The sequence below is a fragment of the Leisingera aquaemixtae genome (assembly GCF_019801145.1).
In the GTDB taxonomy this organism is placed as follows: domain Bacteria; phylum Pseudomonadota; class Alphaproteobacteria; order Rhodobacterales; family Rhodobacteraceae; genus Leisingera; species Leisingera aquaemixtae_A.
Window position 1 is genome coordinate 346,770 of the sequence record NZ_JAHVJQ010000005.1, and the last position, 18,211, is coordinate 364,980.

Sequence of the window (18,211 nt, forward strand, 5' to 3'; positions counted from 1 at the left end):
TCCTCTGTCACAATTGCGGGGCGTTGTTCGTCAGCCAATCGTCATACCAGCGCTGCAATGCGGATTTGACGGCGCCATATTCACTGGCGCTCAGCCTTTGATCCGCAGCGCGCTGCATGCCGTCGGTGATGTTCTGAAGAATTTTCCTTTCGTCGCACTTTTTGGCTTCGCCATGCGAAACGGCCAGTTGTCCGCCGGTGAAGACGCTCTGGATATCCGTGGATTTTGCCGAGCTGACCAACAGCTCAACCGGATCAATGCCGGGGTCCAACCAGGGCCCTTCAAGACGGCCCAGGCGCAGGATCACAAAGTCGGCGCGTTTGCCGACGGACAGGCTTCCGATGCTGTGATCCATACCCATCAAACGCGCGCCACCCATAGTGGCCATGTCGAAAACATCCTTCGCGGTCAGGCTGGGGTTCGCCCGATCACTTGACCAATAAAGGCTTTGCGCCAGACGCATTTCGGCGAACATATCGTCATCGCCTGCCAGGCTGGTCCCATCCATCCCCAGTGCGAGGTTAATGCCCATCCGCTTCATCAATGGCGCGGGTGCAATGCCGGACCGCAGCCGCAAATTGGAGCTGGGATTGCACACGATATGCGCGCGCGCCTCGGCCACTCGCGCCAGATCTTTTTCGTCCGCCCAGACCATATGCGCCAAGGATAAGCCGTCAGAGAGCAGGCCAGCTTTGCTCAGTTCTGCGATAGCACCCTGAAAACTCCAGGCCGTAGCGGACAGGTGTTGCAGCCGAGACTCCTCGGCATGGGTGTGAATGCGCTGGCCGCTTTCGCGAACCTCCCTGGCGATGTCGCGCAGGGTGTCTTGGCCCGTCCAATGCGGTGCCGTGGGGCCAAACCACACATCAGCGCATTCAGAAGCCCTGTATTCGGCATGCATCCGGGACAGAAGCCGCACAAAGCATTGCGGATCAATACGTGCGCGCGCAACGTGCTGGCGCTGCAGTTTGCATCGCAGAACCTCGGGCAAGGTGGTCAGAAACGACTGGCTTTGCCCGTATGGATGCACAAGCTGGTTGTGCCATCTCTCGCCCGGCGCGATGGCACAGGACAGGCCAAGCCCATTATATACCGCGATTTTGTCCCTTATCTTCGCTTCGGCAAAGGCCGCTGTGTGACCCGCGGTGCAGGCATCCACAACAGCTATTACCCCATTCTTCAGCAAGCGCATTGCCGCGTATTCGGTGGCGAGGCGCGGCGCAACGTCAGCTGCGCCAGCGGAGGCGAAAATCCAAGGCTCTAACAGGTCATCCCGTATCCCTTGGTTGATCAGGTTCACCCCATAGCAATGGTGATGCGCATTCACAAACCCGGGCTGGATCGCAGTGTTTGTGCCCGAGTGCACCCTTGCGCCGGGATAACGTGACTTTAATTCGGCCAGAGGCGCCAAGCCAGCTATTCTGCCGTCTAGAACATAAAGCGCGTAGTCGTTGTGACTGTGAAAGGCATCTTCGATGATCCAGCGGGCGGAAAATATGTCGCCGCCATCAGCCGTCATGAACAACAAATTCCAGCGCGCTCGGCTTGCCTTCGTCCCCGTTGACTGGAGTGATATCCTGCGGGCAGGCCGACATCACGGCGTAGACTGGCATCTCAGCTTTGAAGGTCATGCTGTCCCCCGGCTTTGACACTGGCGCAGCCCAGGCAAGGCTGCCATCAGGGTGAACCGGGACGTTCATCCACAGATTGAAGGGCGCAGGCACATGCGGTGCTTTTTTCCCGATAGCAAGCAAGGCCTGCCTCAAGTTGTCGGCGCAATTGTCGTGGTAATCAGTGACGCCCAATTGCTTGTACCGGTTGGCATCGCAAGCGGCGATCGTTGTGTCATGAACTCCCGGCGATGTGTCTTGGGTCAGCGTCAAGAGAGGATTGCGCAGATTGCTGACCAACCTGTCACCGACCTTTGGGAAAACAGACAGAAGATCCGTATGCACGTGCGGCATTGACATATATTCATGCAGCTCTGCCGCATTGAACGCCCAGAAATCGCAGACTTGCCAGCCGGTCGGATTGGTGATGGTCAAAGTCTGCCCGGCTGTCAAACGCACCGCGACACCGCAACGTGCTGGCACTGTATACCGTTCTGCAATGACCGGGACGCCGTCGGCAGAGACCGTGCTGTCCAGTGTTTGATTGAAACCATCGGGTTGGGAAGGGTCAAAACTTTGCATGCGCAAGAACTCCTGATTAGGGGTTCAGAAACGCATGCTTCTCGGCAATTTAGAAATGACAAAAATTCAAGCGACGGATTAGATCGTTGCCGACGCGCTAATCTTCAAAAAACCTTTGACCGACGGCGCTGTCGCGAAACTCATCTGCTTGGTCCAATAGCCATTCCCGGAACACACGAACGCGTGCACGATTGGCGTAAGTTTCCGGGCAGACGAGAAAATAGCTCTTGTTCTTCAATGCCGTGTCAAAGGGAGCGACCAGCATATTGCGTTCCAGAAAACGCGCGGCGGCCAAAAGACTGACCAGGGCCACACCATGACCATCGCTTGCCGTCAGCAAGCAGATGTGTTCCTCGGAATAGGTGACATAGGGCTCGACATCACCAGTCTGCAAGCCAGCCGCGTCCATCCAGCGCTCCCAACTCGGATCCGCATCGGAAAACCCGCTCCATCGGTATTCGATCAGACGAGACTTCAGAAGATCTTCGGGGGAGCTCAGTGACTTCGCCTTTTCCACGCTGCAGACAGGGGCCACCCAGTCATTCAAGACCCAAGCCACATTGCTGTCAGGATAATCGCCAAAGCCATACCGAATGGCCACATCCACATCGCTGGATTTGAAGTCCACCAGTTGATCGCTTGACAGAACCCTTACCGAAATCTCTGGGTATTTCTCGTAAAAGCCTCGCAGCCGCGGGCTAAGCCAATTGGCGGCAAAAGACCCGGTTGTGGAGATTGTCAATGTGCCCGCAAGGTCGTCTTCCTCCAGCGCGAGAGAGGCGGCTTCGATGTTCTTGAAGGCCTCGATGATGTGGGGCGCGTAATTGGCCCCATCCTCCGTCAGTTTCAAGGCGCGGGTCAGCCGGTGGAACAGGGGCACCCCAAGTTGATCCTCCAGCGACTTGATCTGATGGGAAATGGCAGTCGGAGTAACGCATAATTCTTCGGCGGCATCCTTGAAACTCAGATGCCGGCAGGCCGCTTCGAAGGCCTGAATGCTTTTCAACGACGGAATCTTCGCCATGACGCGCGGCTTTGCTCTCCTGATGCGACGCTATTTCGTCGCTCTACTCTAACCCGATTGCCAGTTCACATGTGGGCGAAATTCTCAGCTGTGAGGTGAAAACATCTAATTTGAGAAGATAGGGCATTCTCTCTTGAATTTGCGTGGAAGTTGGGAGGTTGTCTTGGATCCATTTTTGAAAGTCACCGGCATCTGCAAGTCGTTTGGCGCCGTTCGTGCATTGCACAACGTCAATCTGCTGGCCTCGAAGGGCGAGTGCATTGCGATTTTGGGCGAGAACGGAGCGGGGAAAACCACGTTCGCAAGCGTTCTGATCGGTTTGTATCAGCCCGATAACGGCGAAATCAAACTGGGCGGAACACCTGTTTCGGTGACCAGCCCGGCAAGAGCAATTGAGCATGGGATCGGCATGATCCACCAGCATTTCAGTCTGGTCGGCGCGATGACCGCCGAAGAGAACATTCTGATCGGCTTGCCCAGCACAAAGAGGGGTGCCGAAGCGCGGGCGCGCATTCGGCAGCTTTGCAGCGACTTTGACTTTAACATCGATTTCGACATCCGCGTCACGGAAATGCCTGTGGGCATGAAGCAAAGGGTGGAAATCCTTAAGGCGCTGTTTCGCGATGTATCGATCCTGATCCTGGATGAACCCACCAGCGTTCTTGCCCCGACCGAAGTCGCGCCGTTTCTCAAAGGGGTGCGCAAGCTGGTCGCCAACGGCTGCCTTGTTTTTTTCATCAGCCACAAGCTCGATGAAATCCGCGAAATTGCCGATCGCGTCATGATAATGCGCCATGGGCGTGTCGAGGGAGTTCTTCCGGTTGCGACCACGCCCATGGCCCATATGTCAGCGCTTATGATGGGAGAAAAGTCGACCGGCGAAACGGTCGATACGCCCAAGGCCAAAAAGGCGCGCAACGACACCAGCTCAGCACCGGACGCTCTGGTTGTCTCTGATGTCTGCCTGACCGATCCAGGCGGCGCGGAAATCCTGCAAGATGTGACCCTCTCCGTGAAAGCTGGCGAAATCCTTGGAATCGCCGGGATCGACGGCAATGGCCAGACGGAGTTGAGCGAGGTGATCACCGGCCTCAAAAGGCAAACCAGCGGCACCATCCACCTAAATGGCACGGAGATATCAAGCGCCTCCATCGCTTCGCGCATTGCAGATGGCATAGGCTTCGTGCCCGAGGACCGCCATGCCGAGGGCTTGGTCCTGTCGCTCAGTGTCGAAGAAAATATGGCATTTCGATCCATTGGCGAAGACAGGTTCATGTCTGGCGGTCTGATTTCCCGGCGCGCGATGCACGAGATCGCAAGCGACGTGGTCGCGGCCTTTGACATTAGGCCCCCAGACCCGAAATTGAACGCCTCGGCTTTATCCGGCGGCAATCAACAAAAAATCGTTCTGGCCCGTGAAGTGGCCCGGGCGCGCAATCTCTTGGTCGTCGTACAGCCGACTAAAGGGCTTGATGTCGGCGCAACGGAATTTGTTCAGAACCAGATCCGTGCTGTCGCCCAAAGCGGCGTGGGGGTTCTCTATATCTCCACTGAACTTGAACATGTGCTCGACATCTCTGACCGCGTCGCCGTGATGGCCTTTGGCCGGATCACGGGTGTTGTCGATCCAGAAAACACAACTCTTCAAGACATCGGGCTCTTGATGACTGCAGCGCCGGAGGAGGTACAATGAACAGATTTACCATGCAACGCCGGATTGCGATTGCTTTGCTTTTAGCACTGAGTGCTGGCGGGGTGCTGATCCTGCTGGACGGGCACAACCCGTTTGAGGCCTATAAGGTTCTGTTTCTGGAATCCTTCCTGAATTACTGGGGTTTCTCCAATACTTTGGTCAAAGCCTCGCCGATGCTTCTGGCGGGGCTGGCCGTGATCATTCCGATGCGCGCCGGTGTGTTCAACATCGGTGGCGAGGGACAGATCTATATTGGCGGGTTGTTCGGCGCCGTCTTTGCTTTGGCGGTCCCCGATCTGCCCGGTCTATTGGGCGTGCCGCTGATATTTTTCGCCGCCGCCGTCGGCGGGGCGTTCTGGGCGGCAATTCCTGCTTATCTCAAAGCCTATCGGGGCACGAATGAGGTCATTGTCACGCTGCTGATGAACTTCATTGCGATCCACATCGTCAGCTACGCCGTGGCCGGGCCGCTATTGGCCGAAGGCGCGCCATATCCTTATTCGGAGGAAGTCTCAGAAGCCTATCGCCTGCCTATTCTGATGCCGCGATCTGATACCCATGTGGGCTTTGTGTTCGGGCTGGCCATGACGGTCATCTTGTATTTCTGGCTGCGCTTCACGCCATCGGGTTTCCAGCTGGACCTTGTGGGGCGTAATGCGCGCGCTGCGGCCTATGCCGGTGTGGACCAGAAAAAGACCGTCATCCGCGCCATGTTGATTGGCGGCAGCCTTGCAGGCATGGCCGGCGCAATCGAGGTGATCGGGTTGAAGTACCGCCTGTTCCACCTGTTTAGCGATGGCTACGGCTATGACGGAATTGTCGTCGCATTCCTTGCGGCTCTTAACCCAATTGTCGCGCCTTTGACCGCGCTGTTCCTTGCCGGGCTCTCTGCCGGCGCGGGAACGATGCAACGTGCCGTCGGGGTCGACAGTTCCGTCATCGAAGTGGTCGAGGGGCTCGTCGTGGTTCTTGTCGCCGCCGCCCTCGTGACACCGCGAACCAGGTCAACATCCATTCTGAAACCCCTGGCAAGAAACCTGCGGCTGCGCCGCCAAACACAGCGCCAAAAGAAAGAGGCATAGGCTATGATTGATCTTGTTTTGCTGGGCGACGTCCTTGCCGGAACCGCCCGATTGGGTACGCCAATTGCTTTTGCTGCCCTTGGCGGGGTGATTGCGGAACGTGGCGGGCTGTACAACATCGGCCTCGAAGGTCAGATCCTAGCCGGAGCGCTTGGTGCTGCTGCTGGTTCTTTCGCAACGGGCTCCGCCGTGATCGGGCTCGGATGCGGGATCATTTGCGGCCTGATCTCTGGCCTGCTGCTTGGGTATATGTCGGTCCGGCTGCGCATCAACCAGCTGGTTGGCGGTATCGCGCTCAACCTGCTGCTGGCCGGTCTCACAGCTTTTCTGTCCCGTCAGATATTCGGGGCTCAGGCCGGAGGGGCGCGGGTAAAGGGGTTCTCGCAGATCGATATTCCCTTCTTGTCAGATCTTCCCGTCGTTGGCCCGTCCCTGTTTTCCCAGGATCCGCTGTTCTACCTTTTGATCGGATTGGCAATAGCAGCCTGGTTCTGGCTGATGAAATCCCACAAGGGTCTGGACCTGCGCGCCGTTGGCGAAAACCCGAAGGCTGCGGACTTGGCCGGGGTGCCTGTCTTTCGCATGCAATATCTCGCAATTGCAGTCAGCGGAGCCCTCGCGGCGCTGGCCGGGGTGCATCTGGTCTTGTCGCAAGTCTATGTGTTTGCGGAAGGCATGAGCGCGGGCAAAGGCTTCATAGCGCTTGCGGCAATCATCTTGGGACGTTGGTCGCCCATTGGCGCGATTTGCGCGGCGCTTTTCTTCGGCTTCTGTGATGCGGTGCAGTTCAAACTGCAATTCACCTCGCCAGAGATTCCCTATCAGCTCTTCCTGATCTTGCCTTACCTCGCATCGCTCATCGCACTCGTAGTCCTCGGCGCCAAGGCCAGCGCACCTGCAAGCGTCGGACTGCCCTACGACCGGGAGCATCGATAAATCTCAGCCGTGACGTGAGAAACCATCGTTTTTCACGTCGCGATCCTCCCGTCACCCTGACAACACATATCCAATATGGGAGAACAACAATGCAATTGATGTCCAAACTATTGGCGGGGCTTGCGGCACTGATGTTGGCCGGGCCTGCGGCCGCTGACGGGATCGAACGCGCCGCGATCGTTATGCCCGGATCGATTTCTGATAATGGCTGGAACCAAGCCGGATTCGAAGGTCTCACCAAGGCAGGTGAAGCGCTTGGCTTTGAAGCCGCCTTTTCCGAAAGCGTGCATCAGCCGGAACAAATCGAAGTCCTGAGTGACTACGCACGCCGGGGATATGACCTTGTGATCGGTCACGGCGGAGAATTCCAGGACGCAGTGGAACGTGTCGCAGCCCGCTTCCCGGAAACCATGTTTATGGTGAACAACGGACTGGGCACAAAAGACAACATTGCCAACGCGGATTTCTATTTCAGCCAAATCGCTTATCTGATGGGCTACGTTGCAGGCTCCATGTCAGACACAGGCACCATCGGCATCATCGCGGCGCAGCAGTTCAAGTTCACGACCGACACGGTTGCTGGCTACGAAGCGGGCGCCAAAGCGGCCAATCCGGACGTCAGAGTTCTGGTTACCTGGACCGGCGACTGGGATGACATCGCCAAGGGCAAAGAAGCTGCCTTGAACCAAATTTCCCAAGGCGCCGATGTCGTCTGGCCGACAATGGACAGTGCGACGCTGGGCTCCATGCAGGCCGTTCAGGAAAAAGGCGTGTATGGCATCGGCATCTATCGTGATGCGATCAACGAATGGCCGGAAATCCTGCAGTCCGCTATTCTGGATGTCCGAGGCAACATGCGGTCCTACCTGGAACTGGCAGCTGCCGGCAAACTGGAAGGTGCGCTCTACCGGGCGGATATGGGCAATGAATTGGCCATGCGGATCGGGTCGTTCCACCCAGATATCCCGGTGGGCGTTGTGGATGAAGTCAACAAACTGATCGACGCCATGAAGTCCGGCACTTTGGTTGTAAATCCACAATAATGCATCCCTAATAATCGCTCCTCCTTTTACCCTCGCCCCCAAGTCTGGGGGCTTTTTTATAGCTAGAGAAGTCAATTGATCAGCCCCACCTGAGTGGTCCGGTTTGATTGTTAGTGCATGACCGGCCTTTGATCCATCAGAACGATGGTTTCCGGCGCGGGTGGGCGATACCCCAGAGCACTGTGTGGTCGCTTGGTGTTGTAGTGTTTCCTCCACTTTTCGATCAGGATTTGAGCCTCGCGGAGGCTGTAGAATATCTCACCGTTGAGCAGTTCATCCATTGCCCGGCAGGCGCATGCAAAGCATGCTGCCGAAAGGGGCGGAGCCGGGCGTTGAAGCTTTCCCAGTACCCGTTCTCCCAGGGTGATCCAGGCTCGATGTAAGCGGTTTTGGCACCAACGGCTGCAATCCAGTCCCGGACAGCCTGGGCGACGAACTCAGGCCCGTTGTCAGACCGGATACAGGCCGGGATACCGCGCAGGATGAACAGGTCGCTCAAGGCGTCGATCACGTCACCTGAGTTCAGCTTGCGCTTCACCCGGATCGCCAGGCATTCCCGACTGAACTCATCGAGGATGTTCAGCGTGCGGAAGACCTTGCCATCCTCCGTCCGGCAATGGACAAAGTCATAGCTCCAGACGTGATGCCGGTATTCTGGCCGCAGCCGGACACAGGAGCCGTCATTCAGCCACAGACGCCCCTTCTTAGGTTGTTTCATTGGCACTTTCAGCCCCTCCCGCCGCCATAGTCGTTCGCCCCGTTTGTCGTTGACCTGCCAGCCTGCCCCTCTCAGCAATGCTGCGATCCGCCGATAGCCGTAGCGGCCATACTGGCGGGCAAGCACGATCATGTCCGCAACCAGGCGTGCTTCGTCCGCCCGGCTCTTGGGCGGCTTGCGCTGCGTGGATCTGTGTTGCTTCAGGGCGCGGCAGGCGCGCCGCTCAGACACCCTGAACAGGCTGCGCACATGGTCGAGGCAGGCCCGGCGGCGGGCGGGGCTCAGGGGCTCCGCCCGTTCAGGCCTGAATTGATCCACAGGATCAATTCCTAGACGGCCATCACTCCCTTCGCAGCTTCCGTCAGGATGAGCTTGTCCAGGGTCAGGTCCGAGACGGTACGACGCAGCCTTTCGTTTTCTTTCTGCAATCGTTTGAGTTCCCTGAGTTGGTCGGTTCCCTTCCCGCCATACTGTTTGCGCCAGTGGTAATAGGTCTGCTCGGTGATGCGCACTTCGCGGATCGCATCCACCCGCGCCATCCCTTGCCCGACAAGCACCTCAACCTGCCGCAGCTTCGTGACAATTTCTTCGGGTTTGTGCCGCTTCGTTCCCATTCTGATCCTCCGTTTAACTAAACATAACGGCGGACCACTTCACTGGGGGAGGATCAGGGGCGCGCGGATTGCATATCCCAGGAGTCGTGGCAGGGCATCGACGGGCTGCGCCCACCCTGCTTTGCCCTCCGGAAGACACGAGGTCTTCCGAAGTGAAAATCAGGGAAGGCTTCGCCACTGGCGGAACAGGAGGCGCGAGCGGGGATGTTGGAGACACGAAAAAGGAAAGGTTCTGTCTCTAATGGCAAAACTATGTGTCGCCCGACAAATTGGGAAGTGGCGGACCGAGGAGGATTCGAACCCCCGACCCCTTGATTCGTAGTCAAGTACTCTATCCAGCTGAGCTATCGGTCCACTGCGGCGGGGTTTAATCATAGCATCGCAGAGTCGCAACCCCAAAAACAAAAATAGTGCCCTGCCCTGCAACTTTCCGGCGCAGGCGCCCCAGACTGGGTCAAAGCGTGCCGTCCCCCTTGGGCAGGCAGATCTCGAACACGGTGCCCTCGGGGCCGGTTTTCTGCAGCTTCACGGTGCCGCCGTGGCCGCGGGCCAGTTCGTCGGCAATTGCCAGCCCCAGACCGGTGCCGCCCTTGCGGGCGCCGCCCTGGAACGGGGTGAACAGGTTGTCCTGCGCCCGTTTCGGCAGCCCCGGACCGGTGTCCGCCACAGTGATGTACCAGGCGTCTTCCTCTTCGCGCGCATCCACTGTGATCTGCCCCGGCTTGCCGGCCGCCGCGATGGCCTGGCGGGCATTGCGCACCAGGTTCAGGACGATGCGGAACAACTGCTCCGGGTCGGCGCGCAGCATCATCGGCTTGGGCACCGCGTTGACGATCTCCACCGTCTCGCTGTCCGCCGCCAGCAGCTCGCTCTCGGCGATATCGGCAGTGATTTCATGCAGGCAGACCACGCCGAAGGTCGGCGACGGCTCTTCTGCCCGGCCGAAGGCCAGGGTGCCCTCGCACAAGGACACCGCGCGGGTGATCGAATTCACCAGCTTCGGCGCCAGGCGGCGCACCAGCGGGTCCTCGCTCATCTCGATGCGGTCGGTGAACAGCTGCGCCGAGGTCAGGATGTTGCGCAGGTCGTGGCTCACCTTGGCCACCGCCCCGCCCAATTGCGCCAGCCGCTCGCGCTGCTTCAGCGCATGGGTCAGCTCGGTCTGCAGCTGCATCAGCGCTTCCTCAGCCTCGCGCAGCTCCGCCACGCTGGAGCTGGGATGGATGATGCCGCGCGCATCCTCCGGCGCCGCCGCATAGCGCTGCATGTAGCCGACCACGCTCTTGATCGGCTTCACCAGCACGATGCGCACCGCCCCGAACAAGAGCACCGCGGTAATGACAGAGATCACCGCCGACAGGATCAGGATCCGCACCCCGTAGTCGATCATCGCCGCGCGCAGCGGCGCGGTTTCCATGGTGACCTCGATCAGCAGGCCCGCCTCGCGCACCGGCGCGCCGATCACCCGGATGACCTCGTTGCCGGGCGTCACCAGCCGCAGCAGCGCATCGCGGATCAGCGTCATCGCCCCGGCCATGCGCAGGTCATAGGTGGCGGTGATCTGCCCCGGGATCGGCGAGGCCAGCATCAGCTGGCGGATCTCGTCGCGGCGCAGCACCACGTTGTAAACGCCCGCGTTCTCCAAGAGCTCCGCTTCCAGCTCGGTCTCCAGCATGTCATCGGCCAACAGCGCGAGCGACGCGATCTGCGCCCGTTCCAGCCGGTCGGCCAGGTAGTCCTCGCGGAACCGCGCGATCGAGGGGACAAAGATCAGCACCTCGGCCAGCATCACGAAGACCGTGGTCAGGATCAGGAATCTGCCCGATAGCGTGTTGAGCATGAAGCGGCCTTCAGTTCATGAAATCCAGCGCTGAACAAAGCGCACGGCGCGTTTAACAAAGTTACTCTCAAACAGGCGCGGAGAAAAATAGGCCCCCGCCGCCCGTTTGTTAATCTCGCTTATACTGGGATAAGGCGCAACCATTGCAGCAACTTGGCTCATTTTCAGATTGTTGGCGATGGCCATTGACCACAACCCGATCAGCTCTCCTGCCTGATGGCCCGCGATGGTGGCGCCGACCGGGCGGCCCTTGAACACCATCACCTTGATGAAGCCCGCGGCCTTGCGCTCGGCAATGGCGCGGTCGTTGTGGTTGTAGCCGAACCGCGCCACCTCCAGCTTGACGCCATAGCGGTCGCGCGCCTGCATCTCGGTCAGCCCAACCTGCGCCAGCTCAGGGTCGGTATAGGTGGCCCAGGGGATATGGCTGGTCTTCGTCTTCGACGGCAGGCCGAACAGGGCGGAGCGGATGATGACGCTGGCGTGATAGCCCGCCACATGGGTGAACTGCATCCCCCCCGCCACATCGCCGATGGCATAGACACGCTTGTTGGTGGTGAGCAGGCTCTCGTCCACCTTGATGCCATTGCTGTGCGTTTCGATTCCCGCCGCCGCAAGGTTCAGCCGCTCTATGTTGACCTTGCGCCCCACCGCCATCAGCAGATGCGAGCCTCGGAACATGCTGCCGTCCCTGGTTTCGACCTCGATCGCGCCCGCCTGCCCGCCAACGCGGGAAACCATGGCGCCCTCGGCAATCTCCACGCCTTCATTGCGCAAGGCATCCAGCACCAGCGCCGCGGCCTCCGGGTCGTCCTTGCCCAGCGCCCTGAAGCCTTCGATCACCGTCACCTTGCAGCCCAGCCGCACATGCGCCTGCGCCATCTCCATGCCGATCGGGCCGCCGCCGACGATCAGCAAATGCGCAGGCTTCTCGCGCAGGTCGAACAGCGTTTCATTGGTTTCATAGGGCACCTTGTCCAGCCCCGGAACCGGCGGCACCAGCGGCGACGACCCAGTGGCAATCACCACCCGCCGCGCGGTGATGCGGTAGTCTCCGGCGGCTACCTCAGTTTCCGAAATAAAATGCCCGTACTCGCGGATCACCCGCACGCCGAGACCCTCGAACCGCTCCTGGCTGTCGACCGGGGCGATGGTTTCGATGACCTGATGCACATGGTCCTTGGCCGCCGTGTAGTCCGGTTGCGCAGCCTGATCCGCAACGCCGAAATCCGCAGTATGCGACTGGCCATAAGCCGCCTTGGCGCTTGCCAGCAGCGCCTTGGAAGGCACACAGCCGTAATTCAGGCAGTCGCCGCCCATCTTGTGGCCTTCCAGCAGCACCACATCGGCGCCCATCTGGCTGGCCCCGGCCGCCACCGACAGCCCGCCGGAGCCGGCCCCGATGACCAGAAGATCGCATGTGATGCTATTCATGTTCAGCTGTCCTTCCGTGCTTGGCCGCGCAGGTTGCCGCGCACCGCTTTCACCAGGATCGGCATCGCCGCCAGCACGCACAGCCCCAGAATCGGCCCGATCACATGCGGCTCCCACAACAGGCTCAGGTCCGGATCGCCGCCGCGGTCAAAGACCGAGCCGACGCCGACACCAATCCAGGTAAACACGATGGCACCGGGAATGATGCCCGCCGCGGTGGTCCACAGGAAGTTGCGGAACTTCACCCCGACCAGCGCGGGCAAGAGATTCGCCACGAAGAACGGCACTGCCGGCACCAGCCGCAGCAGCAAAAGCACCTCGACCTCGTTTTCCCGCAGCGCCTGTTTCAGCATCTGCACCCGGCCCTCTGCCGCTTCGATCTTGGCGGTCAGAACCGCCCCCAGCCCCATGCGCGCCGCCAGAAAGATGCCCGCCGCGCCGATGGTGGCAGAGATCACGTTGAACGCGGTGCCGGCCGCCAGCCCGAACAGGAAGCCGCCGGTGACAGAGGCCACCGCCGCGCCGGGCAGCGAAAACACCACGATCACGATGTAAATTCCCATGAACAGCGCCACCAGGCCAAGATAGTTCTGGTCCCGGAAGCCCATCAGCGCCTCGCGGTTGTCGCGCAGCGTATCGAAGGTCAGGTAATCCTTCAGCACCACCGCGCCAAGCAGCGCCACCGCCACCACCGCAATCAGCGGCAGATGCCGCGCCAGGCCCGGCTTGGCGCCGTCCTGTTCCTTGGGCTGGGATTCGGTCTCCGGTATCTCTGTCATGCTGCTCATCAGGTCCGTTTCAATTGCGCTGTGTCTGTTGCTACGTGTTAAATGGCTGTTCCGCGAGGGAGGTTCCGCCTGCCTCACAGGTGCTTGATCGCATTCCCGGATTCCGTGAGGTTTATGGCAGAATCAGCCGCCCCATGTTACGTCCGCACCGTCCGGGCAGGCCGTCCGGGGGCGGATTTTGGCAGAAATGTTGCACTTTGCCCGGAAAAGGCGGCTTGCGGGGTTTGACTTAGCCGCCATTCCCTCCTAAAGACCGGGCTTCGAGATAGACCCCGGGCGGGCGATTCCGCGCACCCGAAGAAAAAATGTGGAGACCGGAGCGATGAAACGCACCTATCAGCCTTCGAACCTGGTTCGCAAACGCCGCCACGGCTTCCGTGCGCGCATGGCCACCAAGGCAGGCCGCAAGATCCTGAACGCACGCCGCGCCCGCGGCCGCAAAGAACTGAGCGCATAAGCTCAGTTCCCGTTCTGACGGACATGACACCGCCGGAGGCCCCCAAGGACGGCAACGCTGCCCGCGGGGACACGCCTCCGGCGGTGTCCGTTTGCGCATCTGATGCGCAAAAAATCGAGATCATGGCCAAGCGCCGTGATTTCCTCGCCTGCGCCCGCCCGCCTGCCCGCAAACAGGGCACCAAGGCGATGATGCTGCAGGGCCGGAACCGCCGTGATGACGGCGGCATCCGCATGGGCTTCACCTGCTCCAAGAAGGTCGGCAACGCGGTCGCCCGCAACCGCGCCAAGCGCAGATTGCGCGAGGCGGCGCGGATGATTCTGCCAACCCACGGCCGCCCCGGCTGGGATTACGTGCTGATCGGCCGCGCCAACGAGACCGCCCAGCGCCCGTTCGAGGAACTGAAGCGCGACCTGATCTACGCGCTGAAGAAGATCCACGGCCAGTAAGGCCGCGCAAGCCCGGCCGTTGGCCGCATTGCCACCCGGCCGCCCTGCCCCTATCTATCCGCCATGACCCCGCTGGCCCATCTCCTTGCAATTCCCGTGCGCGCCTACCGGCTGCTGTTCAGCCCCTGGGTCGGCTTCAACTGCCGCTACCAGCCCACTTGCTCGGCCTACGCCCTGGAAGCGCTGGAGAAACACGGGGCGCTGAAAGGCGCGTGGCTGACCGCGCGGCGCATCGGGCGCTGCCACCCTTTCGGCGGCGACGGCTTTGACCCGGTGCCGGACAATAAAGACAGCAAGTGACAACCGTCAGATCAGGGCACGTTTGCCTTGCGCCGTGAAGCCGCGCGACGGAATGGCGTCGCGGTCGATCTTGCCCAGCAAGCTGTGGTTCAAATCCTCGTAGAACCGGGACGCTTCGAAATACCAGCGATGAGACCAGCTTGCCGCCGCCCCCGGGTTCGCGATGTTGTCTTTAAAGTATTCCCCGCAGGACAGGTTGACGGCCTTCCGCGGATGCCCTGACGGCAGGCCGATGCGCCCCAGGCGCGGCGAAACGCCGACCCGCTTCACCTCCGAAACCGACAGGGTTTCATCATAGAGGCTGTAGTAATTCGTCAGCCGCGCGCAGCGGCGGTAAAGCGAGCTTGAATTCGCATTCCCCGCTCGCATCGACTTTTGCGAGATATCAGCCGCTACAAACGCCATCTGGCTCACCAGCCAGCCGGACTGCGCGGTTTCATGATCGTCGTCGGCATAATCGCAGGCCTCCCGCACCAGAAAGCAGCCCATCGAATGCGCCAGCACATGCACGTTATAAGCGCAATCCGCCCTCTGCATCCGGCCCAGCCAGCGGATCCCGTGAAAAAACAGCTCCTCAGCGGCCCGCCGCGCATCGCGGCGGTCGGATGCATAGCCGAGCACCGAGCCGTTGCTGGGCCAGTCGTAGCTCACAACGGCTCCCGGGAAGCCATGCGCCGCCAAGCCCCGCCGGATGAGCCGGTGCCGTTCAAGCATGTCGAACTGGTCCGTATTGAAACCATGCACAAAGATCAGGATGTGCCCCTTGTCCAGAACCGTCCCGTCGGCAAGGCGCTGGCACCCGGAGGCATCCTGCACCCCGGCCAGCCACTCCGTCCGCCGGACTTCCTGCCCCCGATGCAGATGGCCGGCCCCGCCCGGAACCGCCAGGAATTTCACCGCTCCTTCCCGATTGGAATATCCGGAGCCATCCCGGCCGCGCACAGACAAAAAGTAGTCCATCACCCTAACCCCTTACACTTGAAACCGCGCTCTCAGCGTCTCCCTCCGGCTGAGCATGTGTCAAGGTTGAAGAAAATGACGGTGCAGGCCGGCGGCCGGTCCTGCTCCTTTTTTCCTTGGCAAAACCGCGCGCCTCGGCTAGGGCGCGCCCATGCTTGATGATGATCTGGACGAAATCCACCCGCTGTTTGCCGGCGCCCCCTCGACCACTGAGTTCAAGAAGCTCAGGAAGCGCATCGTGCGCTATGCGCGCGAGGCGATCGAGCAATACGGCATGGTGGAGCGCCGCGAGGACGGCAGCACGCCGAAATGGCTGGTCTGCCTGTCGGGCGGCAAGGACAGCTATACTCTGCTGGCGGTGCTTTACGAGCTGAAATGGCGCGGCCTCCTGCCGGTGGATCTGCTGGCCTGCAACCTGGATCAGGGGCAGCCCGGCTTCCCGGCCACGGTGCTGCCGGAGTTCCTGGAAAAGATGGGCGTGCCGCACCGGATCGAATACCAGGACACCTATTCCATCGTCGTCGACAAGGTGCCGCAGGGGCGCACCTATTGCGCGCTGTGCTCGCGCCTGCGCCGCGGCAACCTCTACCGCATCGCCCGCGAAGAGGGCTGCTCGGCCGTGGTGCTGGGCCATCACCGCGACGACATCCTGGAAACCTTCTTCATGAACCTGTTCCACGGCGGCCGCCTGGCGACCATGCCGCCCAAGCTGGTCAACGAAGAGGGCGACCTGTTCGTGTTCCGCCCGCTGGCCCATGTGGCAGAGGCCGACTGCGAGAAATTCGCCCGGTCCATGAACTATCCGATCATCCCCTGCGACCTCTGCGGCAGCCAGGACGGGCTGCAACGCCAGCAGGTGAAACAGATCCTCGACCAGTGGGAATCAAACTCGCCCGGACGCCGCCAGGTGATGTTCCGGGCGCTGATGAATGCGCGCCCGTCGCACCTTCTGGACCCGAAATTGTTCGATTTCGCGGGTTTGGAACTGAAGAATGGCGAATCTGAGCCGGAAATTTCCGCAATTCCCAGGCTGCGTTAACTCCCGGGTTAGATCAGCGCCTTAGTCTCAGCCCCGAATGAACGGCTGCAGACGAAAGGTCTGAGAATGAAGATTACGGGTTCAGGCTTTCTGGAACGGCTCCGGCATTTCCTCGCCACGGCGCTTGTCGGACCGCCGATGCTCGCCTTTCTGCCTGCCCTGACCCTCGCGACCTTCTGGCTTGGCGGCGAAACGGCGCTGCTGGCCGTTGCCCTTGGCCTGCCGGTGCTGATTGCCGCGGCCGGCGGCTTCTCCAAGCGCGGCAGCAGCGTGCCGCGCGATGCCGTCACCGGCATGATGCTGCGCGATGGGTTTGAGCATGAGACCGCCCGGCTGTACCACGACTGCGCCGAGGCCGGCCTGCGGTCGGCGGTCTTTGTGCTGGAACTGGACGAGTACAAGGAACTGACCGACCGCCACGGCCAGGAGGCAGGCGACCGCATCATGCAGCACTGCGGCGCGCAGATCGTCTCTGCCCTGCGCCAGAATGACACCATCGCCCGGATCAGCGACAACCGCTTTGCCATCTGCCTGGCACCCACCCTGCAGCTGGACCTGGAGCTGTGCATCCAGTTGGCCGGGCGCATGCAGGCCGCGGCCGAGGAGCCGCTGGCGCTGGATGGCACCACCGTCTACATGACCGCCTCGATCGGCTTCTGCCAGCGCAGCCGCGCGCCGGGCAGCAGCAGCGCAGAATGGATCAGCGCCGCCGTTTCCGCCCTGTCGGAGGCGCATGGAAACGGCCCCGGCGGCATCCGCGCCTACTCCAGCGATATGCCGGCCCGCGGCAGCAGCCGCGCCAGCCTGCGCGAGGAAGCCGCGGCGGCGCTGGAAACCGGCCAGATCCAGGCCTGGTTCCAGCCGCAGATCTGCACCGACACCGGCCGGGTCTCGGGGTTCGAGGCGCTGGCGCGCTGGCTGCACCCGGTGCAGGGGCTGATCCCGCCCTCCACCTTCCTGCCCGCGCTGGAAGAAGCCGGACTGATGGACCGGCTGAGCCAGGTAATGCTCTACAACGCGCTGGTCGCCATCAAGGCCTGGGATGAGGCCGGGGTGACTGTGCCCTGCGTCGGCGTCAATTTCGCCACCCAGGAGCTGCGCAACCCAGGCCTCGCGGGGCGCGTCAAATGGGAGCTGGAGCGCTTCGGCCTGCCCGCGGACCGCCTCTGCGTCGAGATCCTGGAAACCGTGATGACCGACCAGCCCGACGATGTGGTCACCCGCAACATCCTTGCCCTCAGCGAGCTGGGCTGCCCGATCGACCTCGATGATTTCGGCACCGGCCATGCCTCGATCTCCGCCGTGCGCCGCTTCAACATCTCCCGCATCAAGATCGACCGCACCTTTGTGATGAAGGCGGACCAGGATCCCGAGCAGCAGAAACTGATCTCCGCCATCCTGACGATGGCAGAGCGGCTGGACCTCGACACCCTGGCCGAAGGGGTGGAAACCGCGGGCGAGCATGCGCTGCTGGCGCAGCTCGGCTGCGGCCACGTGCAGGGCTTCGGCATCGGCCGCCCGATGCCCTTTGATCAGACCCTGGACTGGATCACCGCCCACGAGGCCAAGCTGCAGGATGCGCCGGTGATCGGCCGCCAGACGCCCTGAACGCTCAATTCCTTTGATTTTCTGCCGCACCGGG

The 18,211-nt window shown here is 61.0% G+C and carries 16 protein-coding genes, 1 tRNA gene and 1 pseudogene; 9 read left to right on the top strand and 9 right to left on the bottom strand.

What is annotated here, in order from left to right; all coding sequences use genetic code 11:
• Positions 1-7: 7 nt before the first annotated feature.
• From KUW17_RS14585 to gcvA, 3 genes are all read right to left on the bottom strand, one after another.
• Positions 8-1,519: an amidohydrolase family protein gene (locus KUW17_RS14585; RefSeq protein ID WP_222480384.1), complete on the bottom strand. Its 1,512-nt coding sequence runs from the start codon at positions 1,517-1,519 to the stop codon at positions 8-10.
• The gene (locus KUW17_RS14590) at positions 1,509-2,192 is read right to left on the bottom strand and encodes a DUF1989 domain-containing protein (protein WP_222480385.1); all 684 of its coding nucleotides are present in this window, start codon (positions 2,190-2,192) and stop codon (positions 1,509-1,511) included. Before KUW17_RS14590 ends, KUW17_RS14585 begins: the two co-directional genes overlap by 11 nt.
• A 97-nt stretch (positions 2,193-2,289) precedes the next feature.
• Positions 2,290-3,216 carry a transcriptional regulator GcvA gene (gcvA, locus tag KUW17_RS14595; RefSeq protein ID WP_222480387.1) on the bottom strand — a complete coding sequence of 309 codons (927 nt, stop codon included), beginning with the start codon at positions 3,214-3,216 and terminating at the stop codon, positions 2,290-2,292.
• Positions 3,217-3,379: 163 nt separating this feature from the next.
• Here gcvA and KUW17_RS14600 point away from each other — a divergent pair, with 163 nt between their 5' ends.
• From KUW17_RS14600 to KUW17_RS14615, 4 genes are all read left to right on the top strand, one after another.
• Positions 3,380-4,909: an ABC transporter ATP-binding protein gene (locus tag KUW17_RS14600; RefSeq protein WP_222480389.1), complete on the top strand. Its 1,530-nt coding sequence runs from the start codon at positions 3,380-3,382 to the stop codon at positions 4,907-4,909.
• Entirely contained in the window at positions 4,906-5,991 is a 1,086-nt protein-coding gene (locus tag KUW17_RS14605; RefSeq protein ID WP_222480391.1) for an ABC transporter permease, read from the top strand. Before KUW17_RS14600 ends, KUW17_RS14605 begins: the two co-directional genes overlap by 4 nt.
• 3 nt (positions 5,992-5,994) lie before the next feature.
• The gene (locus KUW17_RS14610; protein WP_222480393.1) at positions 5,995-6,927 is read left to right on the top strand and encodes an ABC transporter permease; all 933 of its coding nucleotides are present in this window, start codon (positions 5,995-5,997) and stop codon (positions 6,925-6,927) included.
• 89 nt (positions 6,928-7,016) lie between these two features.
• Positions 7,017-7,970, top strand: a complete 954-nt coding sequence (locus KUW17_RS14615; RefSeq protein ID WP_222480395.1) for a BMP family protein — start codon at positions 7,017-7,019, stop codon at positions 7,968-7,970.
• A gap of 110 nt (positions 7,971-8,080) precedes the next feature.
• Here the strand turns inward: KUW17_RS14615 and KUW17_RS14620 are convergent.
• From KUW17_RS14620 to KUW17_RS14640, 5 genes and pseudogenes are all read right to left on the bottom strand, one after another.
• Positions 8,081-9,302 (bottom strand): annotated as a pseudogene (locus KUW17_RS14620) (IS3 family transposase).
• Between the two features lie 277 nt (positions 9,303-9,579).
• Positions 9,580-9,656, bottom strand: a tRNA-Arg gene (locus KUW17_RS14625).
• A 100-nt stretch (positions 9,657-9,756) separates the two neighbouring features.
• Entirely contained in the window at positions 9,757-11,142 is a 1,386-nt protein-coding gene (locus tag KUW17_RS14630) for a sensor histidine kinase (RefSeq protein WP_222480396.1), read from the bottom strand.
• A 15-nt stretch (positions 11,143-11,157) separates the two neighbouring features.
• Positions 11,158-12,576 (bottom strand): dihydrolipoyl dehydrogenase family protein, encoded by a 1,419-nt coding sequence (locus KUW17_RS14635; RefSeq protein ID WP_222480398.1) that lies wholly within the window; start codon positions 12,574-12,576, stop codon positions 11,158-11,160.
• 2 nt (positions 12,577-12,578) lie between these two features.
• The gene (locus tag KUW17_RS14640) at positions 12,579-13,355 is read right to left on the bottom strand and encodes a TVP38/TMEM64 family protein (protein ID WP_261397215.1); all 777 of its coding nucleotides are present in this window, start codon (positions 13,353-13,355) and stop codon (positions 12,579-12,581) included.
• A gap of 331 nt (positions 13,356-13,686) precedes the next feature.
• On the opposite strand from KUW17_RS14640, the gene rpmH reads away from it, so the two are divergent.
• The 3 genes from rpmH (at position 13,687) to yidD (ending at position 14,570) form a co-directional block, all read left to right on the top strand.
• Complete coding sequence (gene rpmH, locus KUW17_RS14645; protein WP_008554144.1) at positions 13,687-13,821, top strand: 50S ribosomal protein L34; 135 nt, start codon at positions 13,687-13,689, stop codon at positions 13,819-13,821.
• Positions 13,822-13,844: 23 nt separating this feature from the next.
• Positions 13,845-14,270: a ribonuclease P protein component gene (gene rnpA, locus KUW17_RS14650; RefSeq protein ID WP_222480402.1), complete on the top strand. Its 426-nt coding sequence runs from the start codon at positions 13,845-13,847 to the stop codon at positions 14,268-14,270.
• A gap of 63 nt (positions 14,271-14,333) precedes the next feature.
• Positions 14,334-14,570: a membrane protein insertion efficiency factor YidD gene (gene yidD, locus KUW17_RS14655; protein ID WP_222480404.1), complete on the top strand. Its 237-nt coding sequence runs from the start codon at positions 14,334-14,336 to the stop codon at positions 14,568-14,570.
• 6 nt (positions 14,571-14,576) lie between these two features.
• Here yidD and KUW17_RS14660 read toward each other — a convergent pair whose 3' ends face one another.
• Entirely contained in the window at positions 14,577-15,530 is a 954-nt protein-coding gene (locus tag KUW17_RS14660; RefSeq protein WP_222480406.1) for an alpha/beta fold hydrolase, read from the bottom strand.
• Positions 15,531-15,681: 151 nt separating this feature from the next.
• Here KUW17_RS14660 and ttcA point away from each other — a divergent pair, with 151 nt between their 5' ends.
• Positions 15,682-16,569, top strand: coding sequence for a tRNA 2-thiocytidine(32) synthetase TtcA (gene ttcA / locus KUW17_RS14665; RefSeq protein WP_222480408.1), 888 nt, complete (start codon positions 15,682-15,684; stop codon positions 16,567-16,569).
• A gap of 66 nt (positions 16,570-16,635) precedes the next feature.
• Entirely contained in the window at positions 16,636-18,177 is a 1,542-nt protein-coding gene (locus KUW17_RS14670; protein ID WP_222480410.1) for a putative bifunctional diguanylate cyclase/phosphodiesterase, read from the top strand.
• Positions 18,178-18,211 lie beyond the last annotated feature (34 nt).

Bases quoted from the DNA above. Each gene is read 5' to 3' on its own strand.
- KUW17_RS14585 (WP_222480384.1), bottom strand. From the start codon at position 1,519: ATGACGGCTGATGGCGGCGACATATTTTCCGCCCGCTGGATCATCGAA.
- KUW17_RS14590 (WP_222480385.1), bottom strand. From the start codon at position 2,192: ATGCAAAGTTTTGACCCTTCCCAACCCGATGGTTTCAATCAAACACTG.
- gcvA (WP_222480387.1), bottom strand. From the start codon at position 3,216: ATGGCGAAGATTCCGTCGTTGAAAAGCATTCAGGCCTTCGAAGCGGCC.
- KUW17_RS14605 (WP_222480391.1), top strand. From the start codon at position 4,906: ATGAACAGATTTACCATGCAACGCCGGATTGCGATTGCTTTGCTTTTA.
- KUW17_RS14610 (WP_222480393.1), top strand. From the start codon at position 5,995: ATGATTGATCTTGTTTTGCTGGGCGACGTCCTTGCCGGAACCGCCCGA.
- KUW17_RS14615 (WP_222480395.1), top strand. From the start codon at position 7,017: ATGCAATTGATGTCCAAACTATTGGCGGGGCTTGCGGCACTGATGTTG.
- KUW17_RS14630 (WP_222480396.1), bottom strand. From the start codon at position 11,142: ATGCTCAACACGCTATCGGGCAGATTCCTGATCCTGACCACGGTCTTC.
- KUW17_RS14635 (WP_222480398.1), bottom strand. From the start codon at position 12,576: ATGAATAGCATCACATGCGATCTTCTGGTCATCGGGGCCGGCTCCGGC.
- KUW17_RS14640 (WP_261397215.1), bottom strand. From the start codon at position 13,355: ATGACAGAGATACCGGAGACCGAATCCCAGCCCAAGGAACAGGACGGC.
- rpmH (WP_008554144.1), top strand. From the start codon at position 13,687: ATGAAACGCACCTATCAGCCTTCGAACCTGGTTCGCAAACGCCGCCAC.
- rnpA (WP_222480402.1), top strand. From the start codon at position 13,845: ATGACACCGCCGGAGGCCCCCAAGGACGGCAACGCTGCCCGCGGGGAC.
- yidD (WP_222480404.1), top strand. From the start codon at position 14,334: ATGACCCCGCTGGCCCATCTCCTTGCAATTCCCGTGCGCGCCTACCGG.
- KUW17_RS14660 (WP_222480406.1), bottom strand. From the start codon at position 15,530: ATGGACTACTTTTTGTCTGTGCGCGGCCGGGATGGCTCCGGATATTCC.
- ttcA (WP_222480408.1), top strand. From the start codon at position 15,682: ATGCTTGATGATGATCTGGACGAAATCCACCCGCTGTTTGCCGGCGCC.
- KUW17_RS14670 (WP_222480410.1), top strand. From the start codon at position 16,636: ATGAAGATTACGGGTTCAGGCTTTCTGGAACGGCTCCGGCATTTCCTC.